The sequence below is a fragment of the Pseudomonas nitroreducens genome, from assembly GCF_014204515.1.
In the GTDB taxonomy this organism is placed as follows: Bacteria; Pseudomonadota; Gammaproteobacteria; order Pseudomonadales; family Pseudomonadaceae; genus Pseudomonas; species Pseudomonas nitritireducens_A.
The window spans coordinates 13,857-35,917 of record NZ_JACHLI010000035.1; the positions used below are offsets into that span (position 1 = coordinate 13,857).

Genomic DNA, 22,061 nt, shown 5'->3' on the forward strand with positions numbered 1-22,061 from the left:
GGCGAATGTTCGAACAGACAGAGAATCGGAATGACTCTCATTTGTTGACGATTATTCGCCTCGCGGCCGGCCCTGAAACTGATTCAAGACAAGAATTGCCCTGACTACCCCTAAAGAGAGATGGCCCCAAAGAGAGCTGGCCCCAAAAAGGATGGCCATGAAAAAGCCCCCGGAGCTTTCGCTGCGGGGGCCTTGCCCTTCCAGGCAGATCAGCGCGCGCTGAGCTGCTGCTGGAGGTTCTGCATCTGCTGCTGCAGGGTGTTGATGTTGCGCATCACCTGGATGCGGAACACGTCGAACTCCTTGGTATCGCTGCTGGCCTGACCCTGGCGGCCATCGACCTCGGCGCGCAGCAGCATCAGATCGTCCTGCATGCTCTTGATCGCCTGGCTCTGGTTGCCCTGCTTCTTCAGGGTGGCGATCTCGCTGTTCAGACTCTGGATCTGCTGGTTGGCGCTGGCCAGATCAGCCTGCACGTTCTTCAGCTTGTCCTGCTCGTCGGTGATGGCCTTGAGCTTGCCGTCGAGCTGGGTCATCAGCAGCGCGGCGCTTTCCTGCTGGGCCTTGAGGTCGGCGCTGACCTGCGCCAGGCGCTTGCCCTGGGCGCCGTCGAACTCCGACAGCGAAGTCTGCTGCGCCTTGGCCTGCTCGGCCAGGCGGCCCTGCAACTGCTTGACCTGCAGCTTGAGCGCTTCGCGATCGCTCATGCCGTTGGATTCGTTGGTGACGAACTTGCCGCGGATGTCATCCAGGCGACCGGCGGCTTCCTCGCTGATCTTGGCGAAGCTTTCCTGGGTGGCGATCAACTGCTGCTCCATCAGCAGCAGTTGCTGGTGACTCCACCAGCCGACGCCGGCCAGGGCGATGGCCATCGCCGCGACCAGCGCCCACAGCGCTCCGGTACCGCCGCCACGCTTCACCGGCTGCGGCACGGGACGGCCGTTGGGCTCGACCACGCGGCGCGGGTGATGACCGAACTCGTCGCGGTCGGCGGCGTCGGTGGAAAGGTGGGGCACATCATCGAATTCGTCGAACGTGTCGTTACGCATGGAATGAACCTGTGGGGATAAAGCGGCGTGTTGCCTGCGCAGGGCGCAGTATATCCGTTCGCGTGACACTTCAGAGCAGCGTGCCATCACAGGGCGTCACGCACCTCGTCGGCGCACAGAAGACCCCGTCATCGTCCCCGCAGTTCCGTGGCCGCCGCGGCAATAGTGGCTTTGCGACATCGTGGCACGCGGCTTGCTCCGGCTCTTCCTCACTTGGCGCCGCTGTGGCGCCCTTCGCGGGGGAGGAAGTCGGGTGATCGAACTCAACAAGGCCATCCTGGATTGCATGCGTGAACTGCGCCGCCGTCTGCGTGAAGAACAGGCGCTGGATATCCAGTACCAGCAGAGCGACGCCATCGAAAGGATGCTGCGCGCCTGCGCCGACTCCCTCTGCGCGGAGACCCGCCAGATGGGCGAACGCCTGAGCGAGGTGAGCGGCGTGCAACTGCCCCGCCTGGTGCAGGAACCGAGTTTCCTGCCGATGCAGGGCAGCGCGGACCAGCAATACTCCGGGCCGCTGCGCGGCGGTGCCCGTCCCACGCGCTAGACAGGCAACGCCCGCAGCGATTTTATGGACTGCGTAGGAGCGGACTCCGTCCGCGATTGGCCCGCATCGCGCCGGAGGACATCGCGGACAGAGTCCGCTCCTACGGTTCAACCAGGGAGCGAGGCGTCACACAATGCGCACCCTCCACCAGACGTAGGGCGCATAACCTGGAACAGGTTATCCGCCGGCACCTCGACGGCGGATAACGCTGACGCGTTATTCGCCCTACTCAATCAGGCGCCGAATGCTTTCGTAGGAGCGGACTCCGTCCGCGATTAGCCCGCATCGCGCCGGAGGACATCGCGGACAGAGTCCGCTCCTACGGTTCAAACAACGAGCGGGGCGTTACGCCCCGCGCAGGCGCCACCAATCACAGAACTCATCCAGCGCATCCCACAGGCTCGCCTGCGGGTCGTAGTCCAGGTACTGGCGGGCGCGGGAGATGTCCAGGGAGAAGTCCTTGGCCATCACCGCCATCCCCAGGCGATGCAGGGTCGGCTCCGGCCGGCCGGGCAGGACCTTGCACACACCCTCGTTGACCAGCGCCAGGCTGCGTGCCAGGCCGTAGGGCATGTGTCGCTCCACCGGCGGCATGTCCAGCCGGCGCAGCACGTAGTTGACCACGTCCCACAACGGCAGCGGCTGGCCGTTGCTGATGTTGTAGGCCTGGCCGAGCGCCTCGTCGCCGGCCATCAGGCTGGCGAAAAGCGCGTCGTTGAGGTTCTGGATGCTGGTGAAGTCCACCCGGTTCAGGCCCTGCCCGATGATGCGCAGGCGACCCTTGCGGTGCGCGGCGATCATCCGCGGGAAGATGCTGGTGTCGCCGGCGCCGGTGACGAAACGCGGGCGCAGCGCCAGCACTTCCAGGCCGAATTCCTGGGCGCCGAGGGCCACCAGCTCGGACTGGTATTTGGTCGAGCCGTAGTGGTTGGCGAAGCGCTTGGGCACCTGCTGCTCGCTGATGCCGACGTGGGCCTGGCCATCGAAGTAGATCGACGGCGACGAGAGGTGCACCAGCCGGCGCACCTTCTGCTTCAGGCACGCCTCGACGATGGCCTCGGTCATGGTCACATTGGCCTGGTGGAAATACTCGCGGCTGCCCCACACGCCCACGGCGCCGGCGCAATGCACCACGGCATCGACATCGCTGCACAGCGCTCGCACCAGCGCCGGGTCCGACAGGTCGCCGGCCATGAACTCGGCCCCGCGCGCCACCAGCGGCTGCAGCGCTTCCTCGCGGCGTCCGTTCACCCGTACCGCCAGCCCCTGTTCCAGGGCGAAACGGGCGAAACGCCCGCCAATGAACCCGCTGGCTCCGGTGACCAGAATCTTCATGCACGCCACTCCTGTTCTTATAGTGCGGCGACTCTAGCAGGCGCTGCACTGCACTACCCTGGCCTTGCACGCCAGAAACGAATCCTTGCAGACCGCAACCAGCCGGCAGGGTTGCACGACTTGCGATCGGCGACATGCCGGGGGCGGTTGCGGCTACCCTTGATCACTCTGTCCTTTTCGCGGGAGCCATCATGAGCAAGTCCCACTGGATGATCTACGGCGCCAACGGCTACACCGGCCGGCTGGTGGCCGAGCAGGCACAGCGCGAGGGCCTGAAGCCCATCCTCGGCGGCCGCAACCCGGCCACCCTGCACGCGCTGGGCAGCTCGCTGGGCCTGGAGTGCCGGGTGTTCGACCTGGGCGACAGCGCCGCCGCCCTGGCCGCGCTGGAGGACGTCGCAGTAGTCGCCAACTGCGCCGGGCCCTTCTCCGCCACTGCCGCGCCGATGATCGAGGCGTGCATCGCCAGCGGCGCGCATTACGTGGATATCACCGGGGAGATTTCCGTCTTCGAATATGCCCACGGCCTGGACGAAGTGGCGCGCACGGCGGGCGTGGTGCTCTGCCCCGGCGTCGGCTTCGACGTGATCCCCACCGACTGCGTCGCCGCCTGCCTGAAGGAAGCCATGCCCGAAGCCACGCACCTGGCCCTGGGCTTCGACAGCGGCAGCGGCCTGTCGCCGGGCACCGCCAAGACCACCGTCGAAGGCCTCAAGCTGGGCGGCAAGGTGCGCGAAGCCGGGCGCCTGCGCGACGTACCGCTGGGCTACAAGCGCCGCGACATCGACTTCGGACGCGGCCTCAAGTACGCGGTGACCATCCCCTGGGGCGACGTGGCGACGGCCTATTTCTCCACCGGTATCGGCGATATCGAGGTCTACCTGCCGGTGCCGCCGGCGGCCGCCATCGGCATGCGCGTGATGGACAGCCTGCGCCCGCTGCTGGGCCACGACCGTGTGCAGGACTGGCTCAAGGAACAGGTGGACAAACGCGTCCACGGCCCCGACGAAATGGCCCGCAGCAAGCTGCGCACCTGGGTCTGGGGCGAAGTGCGCAACGCCCGCGGCGAACGGCGCAGCGCCCGGCTGGAGACCGCCAACGGCTACGACGTGACCATTCACGGCGTGCTCTTCGCGGTACGCCACCTGCTGGCCAACCCGAACACGGTCGGCTACTTCACCCCGTCGAAACTCTTCGGCGCGCGCTGCATCGAGCAATTGCCGGGCAGCGGCAGCATCGTCATTCGCGGCTGATCGGCACCAGCAGGCCCGGCGCCTTCGCCAGCAGGTGCCGGGTCAGCGCGGCGAGCAATTCGCCGCCATTGCGCCAGTGGTGCCAATAAAGAGGCACGTCGATCACCCGCCCCGGCAGCATGTCCACCAACTCGCCGCGTTCCAGCTCGCCGAGGACCTGTTGCTCCGGCACCAGCCCCCAACCTAGACCGCCGCTGGTCATGCGCACGAAGCCTTCGGAAGACGGGCACAGGTGGTAGCTGAAATGGCTGTCGACGCCCAGGTCCTTGAGGTAGCGATGCTGCAGTTGGTCGTCCGGACCGTAGACGATGGCCGGGGCGCGCACGAGACCAGCAGGCGTCACGCCTTTGGGGAAATGCCGGGCGATGAAACCCGGGCTGGCCAGCCCGCGATAGCGCATGGCGCCCAGCGGCTCGCAGCGCCCGCCGGCCACCGGGCGCGGGCTGGCGCAGACACAGCCGGCCACCTCGCCGGCGCGCATGCGCTTGAGGCCGACCTCCTGATCCTCCACCACCAGGTCCAGCAGCACGTGGCGCTCGCCACAGAAATCTCCGACCGCGTGGGCCCACCAGGTCGCCAGGCTGTCGGCGTTCAGCGCCAGCCGCAGGCGCTCGGGGGCCGCACCGTCATCCAGCGCGGGCACCCACTGCTGCAGGTCGCCTTCGAGCAGCCGCACCTGCTGCACATGGTTGAGCAGACGCTGGCCCAGATCGGTCGGCTGCGGCCGTGCGGCACGCACCAGCACCGGCTGGCCGACCCGCGCCTCGAGCAATTTGATGCGCTGGGAAATCGCCGATTGCGACAGCCCCAGCACCTGGGCGCCGCGCTCGAAACCGCCCTGCTCCACCACGGCGGCCAGGGCGGCAAGCAGCTTGTAGTCGAACATGATCAGTTTTCCTAATGAGATATCAGCAGTATTGGTTTTTCTTATACAGGCCAAAGCCGGACAATCGCCAGCATTCCCACTCTTTATGGATTGCCCACCATGGCTGGCGAAACCTCCCTGGCCGCGCTGCTGCGCGACATGACCCCGGTGCTCAACGACGGCGAGTACGTGTTCTGCACCCTGCCCGATGGCCATCTTCCCGCCGGCCTGCAACCGCTGGGGAGCTTTCGCGAGAGCGAGGGGCTGACGCTGATCCTGGCGCGCGCCGAAGCCGAACAGGCCGGGCTGGCCTTCGACTACGTCGCCGCCTGGCTGACCCTGGAGGTGCACTCGGCGCTGCAGGCGGTCGGCCTCACCGCCGCCGTGGCCGGCGCCCTGGCCAAGGCCGGGATCAGCTGCAACGTGGTCGCCGCCTGGTACCACGATCACCTGTTCGTCGCCCATGCCGACGGCCCGCGTGCGCTGGAGGTATTGCGCGCGCTGGCTCTCGATCCAGAAGGAAACTGACCCATGTGGCAGAGCTACCTCAACGGCCTGCTGGTCGCCGCCGGCCTGATCATCGCCATCGGCGCGCAGAACGCCTTCGTCCTCGCCCAGAGCCTGCGCCGCGAGCATCACCTGTCGGTGGCCGCGCTGTGCGTGCTGTGCGACGCCATCCTGGTCAGCGCCGGGGTGTTCGGCCTGGCCAAGATCCTTGCCGAGAACCCCACGCTGCTGGCCATCGCCCGCTGGGGCGGCGTGACCTTCCTGCTCTGGTACGGCCTCAAGGCCCTGCGCCGGGCGATTGCCCCCGAAGCCATGGCCGATGCCACCCAGACCGGTCCGCGCTCACGCCGCACCGTGCTGATGGCGGCACTGGCGGTGACGCTGCTCAACCCCCACGTCTACCTCGACACCGTGCTGCTGATCGGCTCACTCGGCGCCCAGCAGGCAGCACCCGGCGCCTACGCCATGGGCGCGGCCAGCGCCTCGCTGCTGTGGTTCTTCACCCTCGCCCTCGGCGCTGCATGGCTCGCACCCTGGCTGGCGCGGCCGGCCACCTGGCGCCTGGTGGACCTGATGGTGGCGGTGATGATGCTGGGCATGGCCGTGCAACTGGTGTTCGCCGGCTGAGGCCGGCCAGCTCAGTAGGGCATGGCCCGGCAAATAGTCCGAACGACGATCCGTCACGCCGGTCTCTGTAAGGTGAGCGCAGGTCCGCGCAGCCCGCGACCTTGGGCCTTTGCCCCTACAGTTGCTGCGTGGATATGCCACAGGTCGGGTGCTATGATCCGACCTTCGCGGCGCTGGCGGACCTGGTCTGCCAGACGCAACTGGCGCGCTGCCTGTCCCTTCGGGGGCGTATCGCAGCTACGCCCGGATGCCGCGACACCTAACGATACCGGCCCCGTGTACCGGTCGCGCGTTCGCCGCGCTAGCCCAGACTGAGTGAGATAGGAGAGACACCATGGCTTTCGAATTGCCTCCGCTGCCCTACGCGAAGAATGCCCTTGAACCGCACATTTCCGCGGAAACCCTGGAATTCCACCACGACAAGCACCACAACACCTACGTCGTGAACCTGAACAACCTGGTTCCGGGTACCGAGTTCGAAGGCAAGAGCCTGGAAGACATCGTCAAGACCTCTTCCGGCGGCATCTTCAACAACGCCGCCCAGGTGTGGAACCACACCTTCTACTGGAACTGCCTGAGCCCCAACGGCGGTGGCCAGCCCACCGGCGCCCTGGCTGACGCCATCAACGCGGCCTTCGGTTCCTTCGACAAGTTCAAGGAAGAGTTCAGCAAGACCTCCATCGGCACCTTCGGCTCCGGCTGGGGCTGGCTGGTGAAGAAAGCCGACGGCTCCCTGGCCCTGGCCAGCACCATCGGCGCCGGCTGCCCGCTGACCAGCGGCGACACCCCGCTGCTGACCTGCGACGTCTGGGAACACGCCTACTACATCGACTACCGCAACCTGCGTCCGAAGTACGTCGAGGCGTTCTGGAACCTGGTCAACTGGGACTTCGTGGCAGAGCAGTTCGCTGCCTGAACGATGCCTGATTGATACGAAAAACCCGGCCCTGCGCCGGGTTTTTTCGTAATGGGCGCGTAACACCTTGGTGTCAGCTAACCTGAAAGGCCGGTACTGTCGCAAAACAGAACGATGGCCCTTTGACGTCATTGCGCCAATTGCCAATACTCAGCCCCAGTCGTTCGCCCCTGGCGAGAAACAAGGAACGCCCTTGAAACTGGATCCCCGGCACAGCCTTTCCCTCAAGCTGCTGCGAATGGTATTGCTCGCGGCCCTCGTGGTCGGGGTGGTACTCAGCTGTGCCCAGATCGTCTATGACGCCCACAAGGCGCGCCAGGCCGTACACAACGATGCCCAGCGCATCCTGGCGATGGTCCGCGACCCCTCCACCCAGGCCGTCTACAGCCTCGACCGCGACATGGCGATGCAGGTCCTCGAAGGCCTGTTCCAGCACGAGGCCGTACGCTACGCCGCCATCGGCCATCCCGACGAACCCATGCTGGCGGAGAAGTCGCGCCCGCTGCTGGACTCCAGCACCCGCTGGATGACCGACCCGATCCTCGGCGCCGAGCAGAACTACTCCATCCGCCTCGCCGGCCGCGGCGGCTCCAACGAATACTACGGCGACCTGAAGATCACCCTCGACACCGCGCCCTACGGCGACGATTTCGTCGCCACCTCGGTGATCATCTTCATCTCCGGCATTCTTCGCGCCATGGCCCTGAGCCTGGTGCTGTTCATGGTCTACCACTGGCTGCTGACCAAGCCGCTGTCGAAGATCATCGAGCACCTGGCCTCGATCAACCCGGACCGGCCCAGCCAGCACAAGCTGCCGATGCCCGACGGCCACGAGAAGGACGAACTGGGCCTGTGGGTGACCACCGCCAACCAGTTGCTGGCCTCCATCGAGCGCAACGGCCATCTGCGCCGGGAGGCCGAAGACAGCCTGCTGCGCATCTCCCAGTACGATTTCCTCACCGGCCTGCCCAACCGCAAACTGCTGCAGCAGCGCCTGGACCAGATACTCGAGGGCGCCTCGCGCCTGCAACGCCGCGTCGCCGTGCTGTGCCTGGGCCTGGACGACTTCAAGGGCATCAACGAGCAGTACAGCTACCAGTTCGGCGACCAGTTGCTGATCGCCCTCGCCGACCGCCTGCGCACCCGCAGCGCGCACCTGGGCGCCCTGGCGCGGCTGGGCGGCGACCAGTTCGCCCTGGTCCAGGCCGACATCGAGCAACCCTACGAAGCGGCGGAACTGGCCCAGCAGATTCTCGACGACCTGGAAGCGCCCTTCGAGCTGGACCAGCACCTGGTGCACCTGCGCGCCACCATCGGCATCACCCTGTTCCCCGAGGACGGCGAGACCACCGAGAAGCTGCTGCAGAAAGCCGAACAGACCATGACCCTGGCCAAGAGCCGCTCGCGCAACCGCTACCAGTTCTACATCGCCAGCGTCGACAGCGAGATGCGCCGTCGCCGCGAACTGGAGAAGGACCTGCGCGAAGCCCTGGCACGCAACGAACTGCACCTCGTCTATCAGCCGCAGGTGGATTACCGCGACCACCGCGTGGTCGGCGTCGAGGCGCTGCTGCGCTGGCAGCACCCGACCCAGGGCTGGGTCGCGCCGGACCTGTTCATCCCGCTGGCGGAGCAGAACGGCAGCATCTTCAGCATCGGCGAATGGGTGCTCGACCAGGCCTGCCGGCAACTGCGCGAATGGCATGACCAGGGCTTCGACGACCTGCGCCTCGCGGTCAACCTGTCCACCGTGCAGCTGCGCCACAACGCCCTGCCACGGGTGGTCAGCAACCTGCTGCAGATGCACCGCCTGCCGCCGCGCTCGCTGGAGCTGGAAGTCACCGAGACCGGCCTGATGGAGGACATCTCCACCGCCGCCCAGCACCTGCTCAGCCTGCGCCGTGCCGGCGCGCTGATCGCCATCGACGACTTCGGCACCGGCTACTCCTCGCTGAGCTACCTGAAGAGCCTGCCGCTGGACAAGATCAAGATCGACAAGAGCTTCGTCCAGGACCTGCTGCTGGACGACGACGATGCCACCATCGTTCGCGCCATCATCCAGCTGGGCAAGAGCCTGGGCATGCAGGTGATCGCCGAGGGCGTGGAGACGGTCGAGCAGGAGGCCTACATCATTGCCCAGGGCTGCCACGAAGGTCAGGGCTACCTCTACAGCAAGCCGCTGCCAGCGCGCGAGCTGACCCTCTACCTCAAGCAGGCACGGCGCCTGGCCGAAGCCGCCGGCGGCAATCCCAACGGCTCCGTCGAGCGCCATTGATACCGCACGACACTGTCCCTGTAGGAGCGAGCTTGCTCGCGAACCGCATGGCACCAGACCGTAGGGCGCATAAAGCGGAACGCTTTATCCGCCATCCGCGCGGACTCGGCGGATAACGCCTGAGGCGTTATTCGCCCTACACCGGTCTCAACCACCTGCGACTTTCCTCGTAGAAGTGCCGATTACGCCATGCTGCTGGCGACCTGCTGGCCTTGTGACCAACCAGCGCCACCGATGTCTCTTTTCAAAAATGAAAATCTTTCGCATTATGTTGCGGATTTTCTTGCGCAGTCCTTTTTCGTGCGCCTCTTTTCCATGCAAAGGAACCCGTCATGACTCGTATGCCCTGGGCCACTGCCAGCCTGCTCGCCATCGCCATTTCCCTCGCCGGCTGCGGCGATGACAAGAAAGCCGAAGCCCCCGCCGCTGCCGCTCCGGCCGCCAGCACCCAGAGCACTGCGCCGGCCGCGACCGCCAAGGTCGACGAGGCCGCGGTCAAGGCCGTGGTAAAGAACTACCTGGACATCGCCGAAGCCACCTACGGCGACGCCCTGACCACCGCCAAGGCCCTGCAGACCGCCGTCGACGCGCTGATCGCCAAGCCCAGCGAAGCCACCCTGAAGGCCGCCCGCGAAGCCTGGATCGCTTCCCGCCCGTCCTACTCGCAGAGCGAAGCCTTCCGCTTCGGCAACTCGATCATCGACGACTGGGAAGGCGCGGTTAACGCCTGGCCGCTGGACGAAGGCCTGATCGACTACGTCGCCAAGGACTACCAGCACGCCGAAGGCAACGCCGGCGCCACCGCCAACATCATCGCCAACACCGAGATCCAGGTCGGCGAAGACAAGATCGACGTCAAGGAAATCACCGGCGAGAAGCTCAAGGGCCTGAACGAGCTGGGCGGCTCCGAAGCCAACGTCGCCACCGGCTACCACGCCATCGAATTCCTGCTCTGGGGCCAGGACCTGAACGGCACCAAGCCGGGCGCCGGCGATCGCAAGTACACCGACTACGCCCAGGGCAAGGACTGCACCAACGGTCACTGCGACCGTCGCGCCGCCTACCTGAAGGCCGCCACCGACCTGCTGGTTTCCGACCTGGAAGAAATGGTCGGCAACTTCAAGTCCGGCGTCGCCGACAACTACCGCGCCAAGGTCGAGGCCGACACCGCCGAGAACAACCTGCGCAAGATGTTCTTCGGCATGGGCTCCCTGTCCCTCGGCGAGCTGGCCGGCGAGCGCATGAAGGTCGCGCTGGAAGCCAACTCCACCGAAGACGAGCACGACTGCTTCAGCGACAACACCCACAACACCCTGTTCTACAACGCCAAGTCGATCCGCAACATCTACCTGGGCGAGTACAAGCGCACCGACGGCAGCGTCGTGAAGGGCCCGAGCCTGTCCGACCTGGTCGCCAAGGCTGACGCCGCCGCCGACACCGACCTGAAGAACGACCTGGCCAACACCGAAGCCAAGATGCAGATCATCGTCGACCGTGCCGAGAAGGACGGCGTGCACTTCGACCAGATGATCGCTCCGGAAGACAAGGACGATCAGCAGAAGATCCGCGACGCCATCGCCTCGCTGGTCAAGCAGACCGGCGCCATCGAGAAGGCCGCCACCGCGGTCGGCGTGCAGGACCTGAAGCCGGACAACGCCGATCACCAGTTCTGATCAGCGCGCTTGAAAGGGACTGCGGCTCCACGCCGCAGTCCCCCGACAGCTCCGACAAAGCCCCGCCCTGCGGGGCTTTGTCATTTCCGGGCGGCAAACGATGTCGTTCGCAAATACAAATTTTTCATATTTGCATTTGACGCCCCTGCTACCATGGCGCGCTGCCATTAACCCGTTCCGGAACCGCCGTCGATGCTCCCCCGCCGTACCGCTCTGTGCCTTGTGCTGTCTGCCCTCGCCCTTGCCGCGTGCGAGCCGGAGACCTCCCAGCACGCCGTGGCGGAACCCGGCGAAGCGCTCTCCGGCGGCGCCGCCACGGTCAAGCAGAGCGACCGCAACGCCTACTCCATGCCCTCGGCCAACCTCACGCCGAGCCGGCGCCTGGACTTCGCCGTGGGCAACAGTTTCTTCCGCAATCCCTGGGTCATCGCACCGACCACCACCACTGCGCGTGACGGCCTCGGCCCGCTGTTCAATACCAACGCCTGCCAGAACTGCCACATCAAGGACGGCCGCGGCCATCCGCCGGAGCTGAACGACGTCAACGCCGTGTCGATGCTGGTGCGCCTGTCGATCCCTGCCGGCTCCGCCGATATCGAGACCATCAAGCGCCTGGGCGTGGTGCCCGAGCCGGTGTACGGCGGGCAGTTCCAGGACTCAGCGATCCCCGGCGTAGCGCCCGAAGGCAAGGTGCGCGTGGAATACGACGCGGTGCCGGTGACCTTCAAGGACGGCAGCGTGGTCGAGTTGCGCAAGCCGAAACTGCGCATCAGCGACCTGGGCTACGGCCCGATGCACAAGGACACGATGTTCTCCGCGCGCATTGCCCCACCGATGATCGGCCTGGGCCTGCTGGAGTCCATCAGCGAGGCGGACATCCTGGCCAACGCCGAGCTCCAGGCCAAGGGCAACGACGGCGTCCACGGCCGGCCGAACCGGGTCTGGGACGATGCCGCGCAGCAGACCGTGCTCGGCCGCTTCGGCTGGAAGGCCGGGCAGCCCAACGTCGCCCAGCAGAACGCCCACGCCTTCTCCGGCGACATGGGCCTGACCAGCGACCTGCTGCCCCATGACGACTGCACCCCGGCCCAGGTCGACTGCCTGAACGCCATCGACGGCGGCAAGCCGGAAGTCAGCCAGCACATCTTCAACCAAGTCGCCTTCTACGCCCGCAACCTCGCGGTGCCGGCACGGCGCAAGGTCGACGACCCGCAGGTACTCACCGGCAAGGGCCTGTTCCATGACAGCGGCTGCGCCAGCTGCCACACGCCCAAATTCACCACCGGGCCGAACGCCGCCGAGCCGGAACTGGCCAACCAGGTGATCCGCCCCTACAGCGACCTGCTGCTGCATGACATGGGCGAGGGACTAGCGGACAATCGCCCAGAATTTCTTGCCAGCGGCCGCGACTGGCGCACGGCGCCGCTGTGGGGCATCGGCCTGACCGAGACGGTCAACGGCCACACCCAGTTCCTGCACGACGGCCGCGCCCGCAACCTGCTCGAAGCTGTGCTCTGGCACGGCGGCGAAGCCGAAGCGGCGAAGCAACGCGTACTGAATTTCGACGCCGGGCAGCGCGATGCCCTGCTGGCGTTCCTGAACTCACTCTAAGGAGCCGAGCCCACCATGTTCCGCCCCCGACTTCTGATCACCAGCCTCGCCATCGCCCTGGGCGCCTGCTCGCCCACCGACCCGCAGGCCACCACCAGCGCCACCCTGGCCCAGCAGGTGATCCTGCCGACTTACAGCCGCTGGGTCGACGCCGACCGCGCGCTGGCCGCCAGCGCCCTGGCCTACTGCCAGGGCAAGGAAGACCTGACCAAGGCGCGCGCCGACTTCATGGCCGCGCAGAAGGCCTGGGCCGAGCTGCAGCCGCTGCTGGTCGGCCCGCTGGCCGAGGGCAACCGCTCCTGGCAGGTACAGTTCTGGCCGGACAAGAAGAACCTCGTGGCGCGCCAGGTCGAGCAACTGCTCAACAGCGGCAACGCGATCTCCCCGGCGACCCTGGATAAATCCAGCGTGGTGGTCCAGGGCCTGACCGCCTACGAATACATTCTCTACGACGCCAAGATCGACCTCGCCAACGCCGAGACCAAGGCGCGCTACTGCCCGCTGCTGGAAGCCATCGGCAGCCACCAGCAGGCCCTGGCGGAGAGCATCCTGGCGCAGTGGAAGCAGGACGGCGGCATGCTCGCCCAGCTCTCCAAGTTCCCCAACGAGCGCTACGCCGATGCCCACGAGGCGATCGCCGAGCTGCTGCGTGTGCAGGTCACCGCGCTGGACATGCTGAAGAAGAAACTCGGCACGCCACTGGGTCGCCAGAGCAAGGGCATCCCGCAGCCGTTCCAGGCCGAAGGCTGGCGCAGCGACATGTCCCTGGCGAGCCTGGATTCCAGCCTCACCGGCGCCCAGGCGCTGTGGGACGGCACCGACAAGAAGGGCCTGCGCGCCCTGCTGCCGGCCGAGCAGAAAGAGCTGGCCGGCAAGATCGACGCGGCCTACGCCGATGTCCACGGCAAGCTGAAGGCGATCAACCAGCCGCTCAGCGAGCTGCTGAAGAACGAAGCCGGCCTCAAGCAGTTGAACGACCTGTACGACAGCCTGAACGTTGTCCATCGCCTGCACGAAGGCGACCTGGCGAAGGCGCTGGGAGTGCAGCTCGGCTTCAACGCCAACGACGGCGATTGATTCGATCTGCTGCGCGTCGGCCATGCGTCGTTGGAAAGGTTCGTCGAATTGCTCATTGGCTGGAGCCAACTCCGCACCCGCCGTACCTTTCCGCCTAGCCTGGCTCCAGCTCGCAGGATCGATGGGATGCAAGAGAAGATAGAGGTGCAAGCCATGTTGCGACGTCACGTGATCGGCCTGGGCAGCCTGCTGCTCGGCGCCCTGACCTTCGGCGGCTGGACGCTGTCACGCAAGGGCAAGGAGCCCCTGGTGCTGTCCGCCCGTGACGACGCGGATGGCAAGCACTACGCCGTGGGCTATCGCCTGGACGGCAGCTGCGCCTTCGCCACCGAAGTCGGCCTGCGCTGCCACGACGTGGTGCAGCACCCGAGCCTGCCGCTGGCGTTGTTCGTCGCCCGCCGGCCGGGCCGGCACAGCTACCTGATCGACCTGAACGACGGCCGCCTGCTGCAGACCCTCGATTCGCAGACCGACCGCCACTTCTACGGCCACGGCGTGTGGCACAAGGACGGCGAGTGGCTGTACGCCACCGAGAACGACACCACCGATCCGGGCCGCGGCCTGCTCGGCTTGTACCGCTTCGACGGCGAGCGCCTGAGCCACACCGGCGAGGTTTCCACCCACGGTCTGGGCCCGCACCAGGTGTCCTGGATGCCCGATGGCGAAACCCTGGTGGTGGCCAACGGCGGCATCCGCACCGAAGCCGAAAGCCGCGTGGAGATGAACCTCGACGCCATGGAGCCGAGCCTGGTGCTGATGCAGCGCGACGGCACGCTGATCTCCAAGGAAACCCTGCCGCAGCAGATGAACAGCGTCCGTCACCTGGCCATCGCCGCGGACGGCACCATCGTCGCCGGCCAGCAGTACATGGGCGACTCCCACGACCGCGCCGACCTGCTTGCGATCAAGCGCCCCGGCGAGGCCTTCCAGCCATTCCCGCTGGCCGACGAGCAACGCCTGGCGATGACCCAGTACACCGCCAGCGTCGCCGTGCACAACGACCTGCGCCTGGTCGCCCTGACCGCCCCGCGCGGTAACCGCTTCTTCATCTGGGACCTGGATACTGGCGCCGTTCGCCTGGACGCACCGTTGCCCGATTGCGCCGGTGTCGGCGCGGTGAAGGACGGCTTCGTCGTCACCTCCGGCCAGGGTCGCTGCCGCGTCTACGACTGCCGCGGCGAGCGCATCGCCGGCACCCCGCTGGAGCTGCCCCCGGCCTTCTGGGACAACCACCTGCACCTGGCCTGATCCATTGTCGGCCTGAACCCTTGCCGGCCTGAACGGCCTGCGTAGGAGCGGACTCCGTCCGCGATGGGCAGACGCCACCTTCGCAGTGGCCGGGAAGCGATCGCGGATGAATCCGCTCCCCAGCGGCTGCCGATCGCTCCCGTAGGGCGCATAACGCCTACGGCGTTATCCGCCGTCGTGGCGGATAACCCGTTCCGGGTTATGCGCCCTACAAAACTGAACTCTTGCCGGCCTGAACGGCCTGCGTAGGAGCGGACTCCGTCCGCGATGGGCAGCCGCCACCTTCGCAGTGGCCAGGAAGCGATCGCGGATGAATCCGCTCCCCAGCGGCTGCCGATAGCTCCCGTAGGGCGCATAACGCCTACAGCGTTATCCGCCGTCGTGGCGGATAACCCGTTCCGGGTTATGCGCCCTACAAAACCTATTTAGGAGCGGACTCCGTCCGCGATGTGCCACCACCACGCTCGGAGCCGCCGGAGGGCGATCGCGGACGAAGTCCGCTCCTACGCCATCAACGATCCCACGGAATCCAGCCGGAACCCCCGTACCAGAGCGCCTGAACCCCCTACCACTCGTCTCCCTGGCCTCAGGAAGACAGCCACGCGGCCGATGCAAAGGCTGACCGATTCCCACCCTGCGTCTTAGAGGCGTAAACCACGATGTCCCCCAACACTTCCTTGCGTACCCAGATCCTTTCGCTGCTGGGCGGCAGCCTGTTGCTCGTGCTGCTGATCGCCCTCGCCTGCTTCCACTTCCTCTCCGGCAGCGTCGGCGCCTACCAGCGCCTGCTGGACGGCCCGCTGCAGTCCTCGCAACTGGTCGACCAGGCCAACCTGGCCTTCAAGATCCAGGTGCAGGAGTGGAAGAACGTCCTCCTGCGCGGCCAGCAGCCGGCCGACCTGAACAAGTACTGGGGCCAGTTCGAGGACCAGGAGCGCGCCGTCCAGGACGTGCTCGGCCGCCTGGAGCAGAATGCCGCCGACGAACCGCAGCTCAAGGCCCAGGTGACCCGCCTGCGCGACGAGCACCGCCAGCTCGGCCAGGCCTACCGCAAGGGCCGCGACGCCTACCTCGCCGCCGGCAGCGACCCGCGCGCCGGTGACGCTGCGGTGAAAGGCATCGACCGCGCCGCCAGCGACCAGATGGCCGCCCTGGTGGACAGCCTGCACCGCGACGCCCAGGAAGAAGCCAAGGCGATCTCCGCCAGCGCCCACAGCACGGTCATCAGCGGCAGCCTGATCCTGCTGATCTCCGGCCTCGCCCTGGGCCTGCTCAGCCTGTGGCTGGTCAACCGCAACCTGATCGGCCCGATCGCCCGCCTGATCGAGCACATTGCCCAGCTCAGCGAAGGCAACTTCGGCGAGCGCGTCGACGCCAGCCGCCGCGACGAACTGGGTCGCCTGGCCCGCGCCGCCAACACCCTGCGCGACTTCCTCGCCGAGACCTTCACCCGCCTGAAGCACAGCACCACCGAGCTGGACACCGCCAGCGGCGAGCTGAACGCCATCGCCACGCTGATGGCCGAAGGCACCCGCGAGCAGTTCTCGCGAACCGACCAGGTGGCCACGGCGATGCACGAGATGTCCGCCACCGCCCAGGAAGTCGCCCGCCACGCCTCCGACGCGGCACGCGCCGCCGACGATGCCGACCAGCACGCGCAGCAGGGCGGCGAGGTGATGAAGACCACCATCGTCACTATCACCGAGATGAGCAACGAGATCGCCAACACCGCCGAAGTGATCCGTCGCCTGGAAAGCGACAGCGGGCGCATCGGCAAGGTGCTAGAAGTGATCCGCGGCATCGCCGACCAGACCAACCTGCTGGCCCTCAACGCCGCCATCGAAGCCGCCCGTGCCGGGGAAGCCGGCCGCGGGTTCGCCGTGGTTGCCGATGAGGTCCGCACCCTGGCCCAGCGCACTGCCGAGTCCACCGCCGAGATCCACCAGATCATCGACACCGTGCAGACCGGCTCGGTAAACGCCCTGCGCGCCATCGAGAACGGCCAGACCCGCAGCGAACAGGGTGTGGAACGCGTCACCCAGGCCGGCGAAGTGCTGCGCAGCATCACCCAGGCCGTCGAAGCGATCCGCGACATGAACCGCCAGATCGCCACCGCCGCCGAGGAGCAGACCTCGGTCGCCGAGGACATCTCGCGCAACCTCACCGAAATCACCGCCATCGGCGCCACCAACGAAGAGAACGTGGTCCGTACCCAGGGCGCCAGCCGCCACCTGCACGGCCTCTCCGGCGACCTCGCCGACGTGACCCGCAAGCTCAGCGCCTGATCCTCCCCCGCCACACGGACGTGGCCTTCCACCTGCACATCCCGCCGCACCGATCCAGCGCACATATTCCGTAAACAACCTTACTTTTCGTGGGAAACCTCTTGTAATCCCAGCCCTTTGACTCGCCGCGGATTCAGGCATAAGGTGCGCAATCCCGCCCCGCAATGGGGCGACCCACGTATCGGCTTCAAAGCCTGATCGACATCTGCGCGAACGGAAGGCCGCCCGGCAAGTTGTGGGCGAGTGATCGCGCCCGATTGCTGCCAGGCACGTACCAAGGAACAGGAAGATGTTGCGCCGCATGCTGATCATGCTGGGCGTGGTTGCCGTGATCGTCGCGGTACTCGCCGGCTCGAAGTACCTCTCCATCAAGAAACAGATCGCCATGTTCTCGGCGCCGCGTCCGCCGGTGAGCGTGAACGCCACCCAGGCCGAGGAGCGTGACTGGCAGAGCCGCCTGCAGGCCATCGGTACCCTGCGCGCGATCCAGGGCGTGACCCTGACCGCCGAAGTCTCCGGCACGGTCAGTGCGGTGCAGTTCGTTTCCGGCGACAAGGTCAAGGTCGGCCAGCCGGTGGTGCAGCTCGAATCCGACGTCGAGCAGGCCACCCTGCGCACCGCCGAGGCGGACCTCGGGCTGGCCCAGGTCGAGTACGAGCGCGGCAGGAGCCTGGTGGGCCGTCAGGCCATTTCCAAGAGCGAGTTCGACCGCCTCGCCGCCCAGCTGAACCGCTCCACCGCCACCGTCGCGCAGCTCAAGGCGAGCCTGGACAAGAAGCGCATCCTCGCGCCCTTCTCCGGCACCATCGGCATCCGCCAGGTGGACGTCGGCGACTACGTATCCCCCGGCACCGAGATCGTCACCCTGCAGGACCTGTCGACGCTGCAGGTGGACTTCTTCCTGCCCGAACAGGACTTCCCGCTGCTCAAGCGCGGGCAGAAGGTCGTGGTGCGCGTGGCGGCCTATCCGGGCCAGAGCTTCGACGCGCAGATCGACGCCATCAGCCCGCGGGTGGACAACCAGACGCGCAACCTGCTGGTCCGCGCCAGCATGGCCAACCCCGAGGGCAAGCTGCTGCCGGGGATGTTCGCCAACCTGGAAGTGCAACTGCCCGACAGCGCGCCGCGCGTGGTGGTCCCCGAGACCGCCGTGGCCTTCACCCTGTATGGCAACTCGGTGTACGTGGTGGTACCGCACAAGCCCAAGGACGGCGAGAAAGCCGAGGGTGCCGAAAGAACCGAAGACACCAGGGCCGACGACAAGACGCCGAAGCTGGACGTCGAACGCCGCTTCGTGAAGACCGGCGAACGCCGCGAAGGCAGCGTGGTGATCCTCGAAGGCCTGAAGGCCGGCGAAGAAGTGGTGACCTCCGGCCAGCTCAAGCTGGACAACGGCACCGCCGTGGCCATCGTCAAGGACCCGCAGTAATCGCATAGCCGGCGCGTCGCCCGATGTGGCGCGCCAACAGACCCCGCCGTCATCCGGCAGGGTCCGCATTAAAGGATTGAGCTATGTTCACCGATCCCTTCATCCGCCGCCCGGTGCTGGCGACCGTGGTCAGCCTGCTGATCGTCCTGCTCGGCATGCAGGCCTTCAGCAAGCTGGTGATCCGCGAATATCCGCAGATGGAAAACGCGCTGATCACCGTCACCACCTTCTATGCCGGCGCCAACGCCGAGACCATCCAGGGCTACATCACCCAGCCGCTGCAGCAGAGCCTGGCCAGCGCCGAAGGCATCGACTACATGACCTCGGTGAGCCGGCAGAACTACTCGGTGATCTCGATCTACGCGCACATCGGCGCCAACTCCGATCGCCTGGTCACCGAGCTGCTGTCGAAGATCGGCGAGGTGAAGACCCAGCTGCCGCCCGACGCCGAAGACCCGGTGCTGGACAAGGAAGCCGCCGACGCCTCGGCGCTGATGTACATCAGCTTCTTCAGCGAGCAGATGAACAACCCGCAGATCACCGACTACCTGTCGCGGGTGATCCAGCCCAAGCTCGCCACCCTGCCGGGCATCTCCGAGGCCGAGATCCTCGGCAACCAGGTGTTCGCCATGCGCCTGTGGCTGGACCCGGTGAAGATGGCCGCCTACGGCGTCACCGCCGGTGACGTGGCCAGCGCGGTGCGCGAATACAACTTCCTCTCCGCCGCCGGCGAGGTGAAGGGCGAACTGGTGGTCACCTCGGTGAACGCCGCTACCGACCTGAAGTCCCCGGAAGCCTTCGCCGCCATCCCGCTGAAGACCGCGGGCGACCGTCGCGTACTGATGGGCGACGTGGCGCGCATCGAACTGGGCGCGGCTAGCTACGACGCGGTCAGCTCGTTCAACGGCATCCCCTCGGTGTACATCGGCATCAAGGGCACGCCCAGCTCCAACCCGCTGGACGTGATCAAGGAAGTCCGCGCCAAGATGCCGGAGCTGGAAGAACAGCTGCCGCCGGGCCTGAAAGTCTCCATCGCCTATGACGCCACGCGCTTCATCCAGGCCTCCATCGACGAGGTGGTGAAGACCCTGGGCGAGGCGATCCTGATCGTCATCGTGGTGGTCTTCCTGTTCCTCGGCGCGTTCCGCTCGGTGATCATCCCGGTGGTGACCATCCCGCTGTCGATGATCGGCGTGCTGTTCTTCATGCAGATGATGGGCTACTCGATCAACCTGCTGACGCTGCTGGCCATGGTGCTCGCCATCGGCCTGGTGGTGGACGACGCCATCGTGGTGGTGGAGAACATCCACCGCCACATCGAGGAGGGCAAGTCGCCGTTCCAGGGCGCCATCGAGGGCGCGCGGGAAATCGCCGTGCCGGTGGTGACCATGACCATCACCCTGGCCGCCGTGTATGCGCCCATCGGCTTCCTCAGCGGCCTCACCGGCGCGCTGTTCAAGGAGTTCGCCTTCACCCTGGCCGGCGCGGTGATCATCTCCGGTATCGTCGCGCTGACCCTGTCGCCGATGATGTGCTCGCGCCTGCTGCGCCACGAGGAGAACCCCAGTGGCCTGGCCCATCGCCTGGACAACATCTTCGAGGGCCTGAAGACGCGCTACCAGCGCCTGCTGCACGGCACCCTGAACAGCCGGCCGGTGGTCATCGTCTTCGCCCTGCTGGTGCTGGCGATCATTCCGTTGCTGATGATGTTCACCCACAAGGAACTGGCGCCGGAGGAAGACCAGGGCATCGTCTTCATCATGGCCAACGCGCCGCAGACGGCGAACCTGGACTACCTGTCAAAGTACACCGCAGAGTTCGAGGGTATCTTCCGCAAGTTCCCCGAGTACTATTCGGCGTTCCAGATCAACGGCTACAACGGCGTGCAGACCGGCATCGGCGGCATGCTGCTCAAGCCCTGGGACGAGCGCGACCGTAGCCAGATGGAGCTGCTGCACTCGGTGCAGGAAGAGCTCAACAAGATTCCCGGCCTGCAGATCTTCGGCTTCAACCTGCCGTCTCTGCCGGGCACCGGCGAGGGCCTGCCGTTCCAGTTCGTGATCAACACCGCCAGTGACTACCAGTCCCTGCTGCAGGTCGCCGAGCGGGTGAAGAAGCGCGCGGAAGAATCGGGCAAGTTCGCCTTCCTCGACCTCGACCTGGCCTTCGACAAACCCGAGCTGGTGGTCGACATCGACCGCGCCAAGGCCGCGCAGATGGGCGTCAGCATGCAGGACCTGGGCATTTCCCTGGGCGCGCTGCTGGGCGAAGGCGAGATCAACCGCTTCACCATCGACGGGCGCAGCTACAAGGTGATCGCCCAGGTGGAGCGCGCCTACCGCGACAACCCCAACTGGCTGAACAACTACTACGTGAAGAGCCAGAGCGGCCAGCTGATCTCGCTGTCGACCCTGGTGACCTTCCACGAGCGCGCCCGCCCGCGCCAGCTCAACCAGTTCCAGCAGCTCAACTCGGCGATCATCTCCGGCGTGCCGATGGTCAGCATGGGCGATGCCATCGACACGGTGCGCGGCATCGCCGAGCAGGAATCGCCGCGCGGCTTCTCCTTCGACTACGCCGGCGCCTCGCGGCAATTCGTGCAGGAAGGCAGCGCGCTGATGATCACCTTCGCCCTGGCGCTGGCGGTGATCTTCCTGGTGCTGGCGGCGCAGTTCGAGAGCTTCCGCGACCCGCTGGTGATCATGGTCACCGTGCCGCTGTCGATCTGCGGCGCGCTGATTCCGCTGTTCCTCGGCCTGTCGAGCCTGAACATCTACACCCAGGTGGGGCTGGTGACGCTGATCGGGCTGATCAGCAAGCACGGCATCCTCATCGTCGAGTTCGCCAACCAGCTGCGCCGCGAGCGCGGGCTGTCGGTGCGCGAAGCGGTGGAAGAAGCCGCGGCGATTCGCCTGCGCCCGGTGCTGATGACCACCGCCGCCATGGTGCTGGGTGTGATCCCGCTGCTGCTCGCCACCGGCGCCGGCGCGGTGAGCCGCTTCGACATCGGCGTGGTGATCGCCACCGGCATGAGCGTCGGCACGCTGTTCACCCTGTTCGTGCTGCCGTGCGTCTACACGCTGCTGGCCAAGCCGGACCCGAAGCCCGCTGAAGGCCACGCACCGGTGACGGCGCACTGAACGAAAGAGCCCCGCTGATGCGGGGCTCTTTTCTGGCACCTGAAATTCTCGGTAGGGCGCATAACGCCCCAGGCGTTATCCGCCACGGCGGATAAAGCGTTCCGCTTTATGCGCCCTACGTCTCGGCATTCTCGCGTAGGGTCAATCACCACCGAAGATGGGCCTTGCAGGATGGGTGGAGCGCAGCGATGCCCATGCTGTCGGTGGGCGAAAATGATGGGTAT

Annotated in this window: 15 protein-coding genes and 2 pseudogenes; 14 read left to right on the top strand and 3 right to left on the bottom strand. The window is 66.4% G+C overall.

What is annotated here, in order from left to right; translation table 11 throughout:
• Positions 1 to 209: 209 nt before the first annotated feature.
• The gene (locus HNP46_RS29545; protein ID WP_184596245.1) at positions 210 to 1,049 is read right to left on the bottom strand and encodes an ATPase; all 840 of its coding nucleotides are present in this window, start codon (positions 1,047 to 1,049) and stop codon (positions 210 to 212) included.
• 256 nt (positions 1,050 to 1,305) lie between these two features.
• Here HNP46_RS29545 and HNP46_RS29550 point away from each other — a divergent pair, with 256 nt between their 5' ends.
• Entirely contained in the window at positions 1,306 to 1,596 is a 291-nt protein-coding gene (locus HNP46_RS29550) for a hypothetical protein (RefSeq protein WP_311771852.1), read from the top strand.
• Between the two features lie 345 nt (positions 1,597 to 1,941).
• Here the strand turns inward: HNP46_RS29550 and HNP46_RS29555 are convergent, their stop codons facing one another.
• Positions 1,942 to 2,931: an NAD-dependent epimerase/dehydratase family protein gene (locus HNP46_RS29555; RefSeq protein WP_184596248.1), complete on the bottom strand. Its 990-nt coding sequence runs from the start codon at positions 2,929 to 2,931 to the stop codon at positions 1,942 to 1,944.
• Between the two features lie 191 nt (positions 2,932 to 3,122).
• On the opposite strand from HNP46_RS29555, the gene HNP46_RS29560 reads away from it, so the two are divergent.
• A complete protein-coding gene (locus HNP46_RS29560; RefSeq protein ID WP_184596250.1) occupies positions 3,123 to 4,184 on the top strand; it encodes a saccharopine dehydrogenase family protein in 1,062 nt (353 codons plus the stop codon).
• On the opposite strand, the gene HNP46_RS29565 is transcribed toward HNP46_RS29560, so the two are convergent.
• A complete protein-coding gene (locus HNP46_RS29565) occupies positions 4,171 to 5,076 on the bottom strand; it encodes a LysR family transcriptional regulator ArgP (RefSeq protein WP_184596347.1) in 906 nt (301 codons plus the stop codon). The genes HNP46_RS29560 and HNP46_RS29565 overlap by 14 nt on opposite strands.
• Before the next feature lie 93 nt (positions 5,077 to 5,169).
• Between HNP46_RS29565 and HNP46_RS29570 the strand changes: the two genes are divergently transcribed.
• The 12 genes and pseudogenes from HNP46_RS29570 (at position 5,170) to HNP46_RS29620 (ending at position 21,837) form a co-directional block, all read left to right on the top strand.
• Positions 5,170 to 5,577 (top strand): ACT domain-containing protein, encoded by a 408-nt coding sequence (locus HNP46_RS29570; RefSeq protein ID WP_184596252.1) that lies wholly within the window; start codon positions 5,170 to 5,172, stop codon positions 5,575 to 5,577.
• A gap of 3 nt (positions 5,578 to 5,580) precedes the next feature.
• Positions 5,581 to 6,183 carry a LysE/ArgO family amino acid transporter gene (locus HNP46_RS29575; RefSeq protein ID WP_184596254.1) on the top strand — a complete coding sequence of 201 codons (603 nt, stop codon included), beginning with the start codon at positions 5,581 to 5,583 and terminating at the stop codon, positions 6,181 to 6,183.
• A gap of 334 nt (positions 6,184 to 6,517) precedes the next feature.
• A complete protein-coding gene (locus tag HNP46_RS29580) occupies positions 6,518 to 7,099 on the top strand; it encodes a superoxide dismutase (RefSeq protein WP_045211147.1) in 582 nt (193 codons plus the stop codon).
• Positions 7,100 to 7,292: 193 nt separating this feature from the next.
• A complete protein-coding gene (locus HNP46_RS29585) occupies positions 7,293 to 9,374 on the top strand; it encodes a putative bifunctional diguanylate cyclase/phosphodiesterase (protein WP_184596256.1) in 2,082 nt (693 codons plus the stop codon).
• A 332-nt stretch (positions 9,375 to 9,706) separates the two neighbouring features.
• A complete protein-coding gene (locus tag HNP46_RS29590) occupies positions 9,707 to 11,047 on the top strand; it encodes an imelysin family protein (protein WP_184596258.1) in 1,341 nt (446 codons plus the stop codon).
• Between the two features lie 166 nt (positions 11,048 to 11,213).
• Positions 11,214 to 12,658 (top strand): annotated as a pseudogene (locus HNP46_RS29595) (di-heme oxidoredictase family protein).
• Positions 12,659 to 12,673: 15 nt separating this feature from the next.
• On the top strand, positions 12,674 to 13,735 hold the full coding sequence (locus HNP46_RS29600) for an imelysin family protein (protein WP_184596262.1): 1,062 nt from the start codon (positions 12,674 to 12,676) through the stop codon (positions 13,733 to 13,735).
• A gap of 153 nt (positions 13,736 to 13,888) precedes the next feature.
• The gene (locus HNP46_RS29605) at positions 13,889 to 14,983 is read left to right on the top strand and encodes a DUF1513 domain-containing protein (protein ID WP_184596264.1); all 1,095 of its coding nucleotides are present in this window, start codon (positions 13,889 to 13,891) and stop codon (positions 14,981 to 14,983) included.
• Positions 14,984 to 16,125: 1,142 nt separating this feature from the next.
• A pseudogene (locus HNP46_RS36265) lies at positions 16,126 to 16,335 on the top strand (methyl-accepting chemotaxis protein); the annotation flags it as partial.
• Positions 16,336 to 16,563: 228 nt separating this feature from the next.
• Positions 16,564 to 17,268 carry a methyl-accepting chemotaxis protein gene (locus HNP46_RS36270; protein ID WP_409372475.1) on the top strand — a complete coding sequence of 235 codons (705 nt, stop codon included), beginning with the start codon at positions 16,564 to 16,566 and terminating at the stop codon, positions 17,266 to 17,268.
• 289 nt (positions 17,269 to 17,557) lie between these two features.
• Positions 17,558 to 18,697 carry an efflux RND transporter periplasmic adaptor subunit gene (locus HNP46_RS29615; RefSeq protein ID WP_184596268.1) on the top strand — a complete coding sequence of 380 codons (1,140 nt, stop codon included), beginning with the start codon at positions 17,558 to 17,560 and terminating at the stop codon, positions 18,695 to 18,697.
• A gap of 83 nt (positions 18,698 to 18,780) precedes the next feature.
• The gene (locus HNP46_RS29620; protein WP_184596270.1) at positions 18,781 to 21,837 is read left to right on the top strand and encodes a multidrug efflux RND transporter permease subunit; all 3,057 of its coding nucleotides are present in this window, start codon (positions 18,781 to 18,783) and stop codon (positions 21,835 to 21,837) included.
• The last annotated feature ends 224 nt before the right edge of the window (positions 21,838 to 22,061 follow it).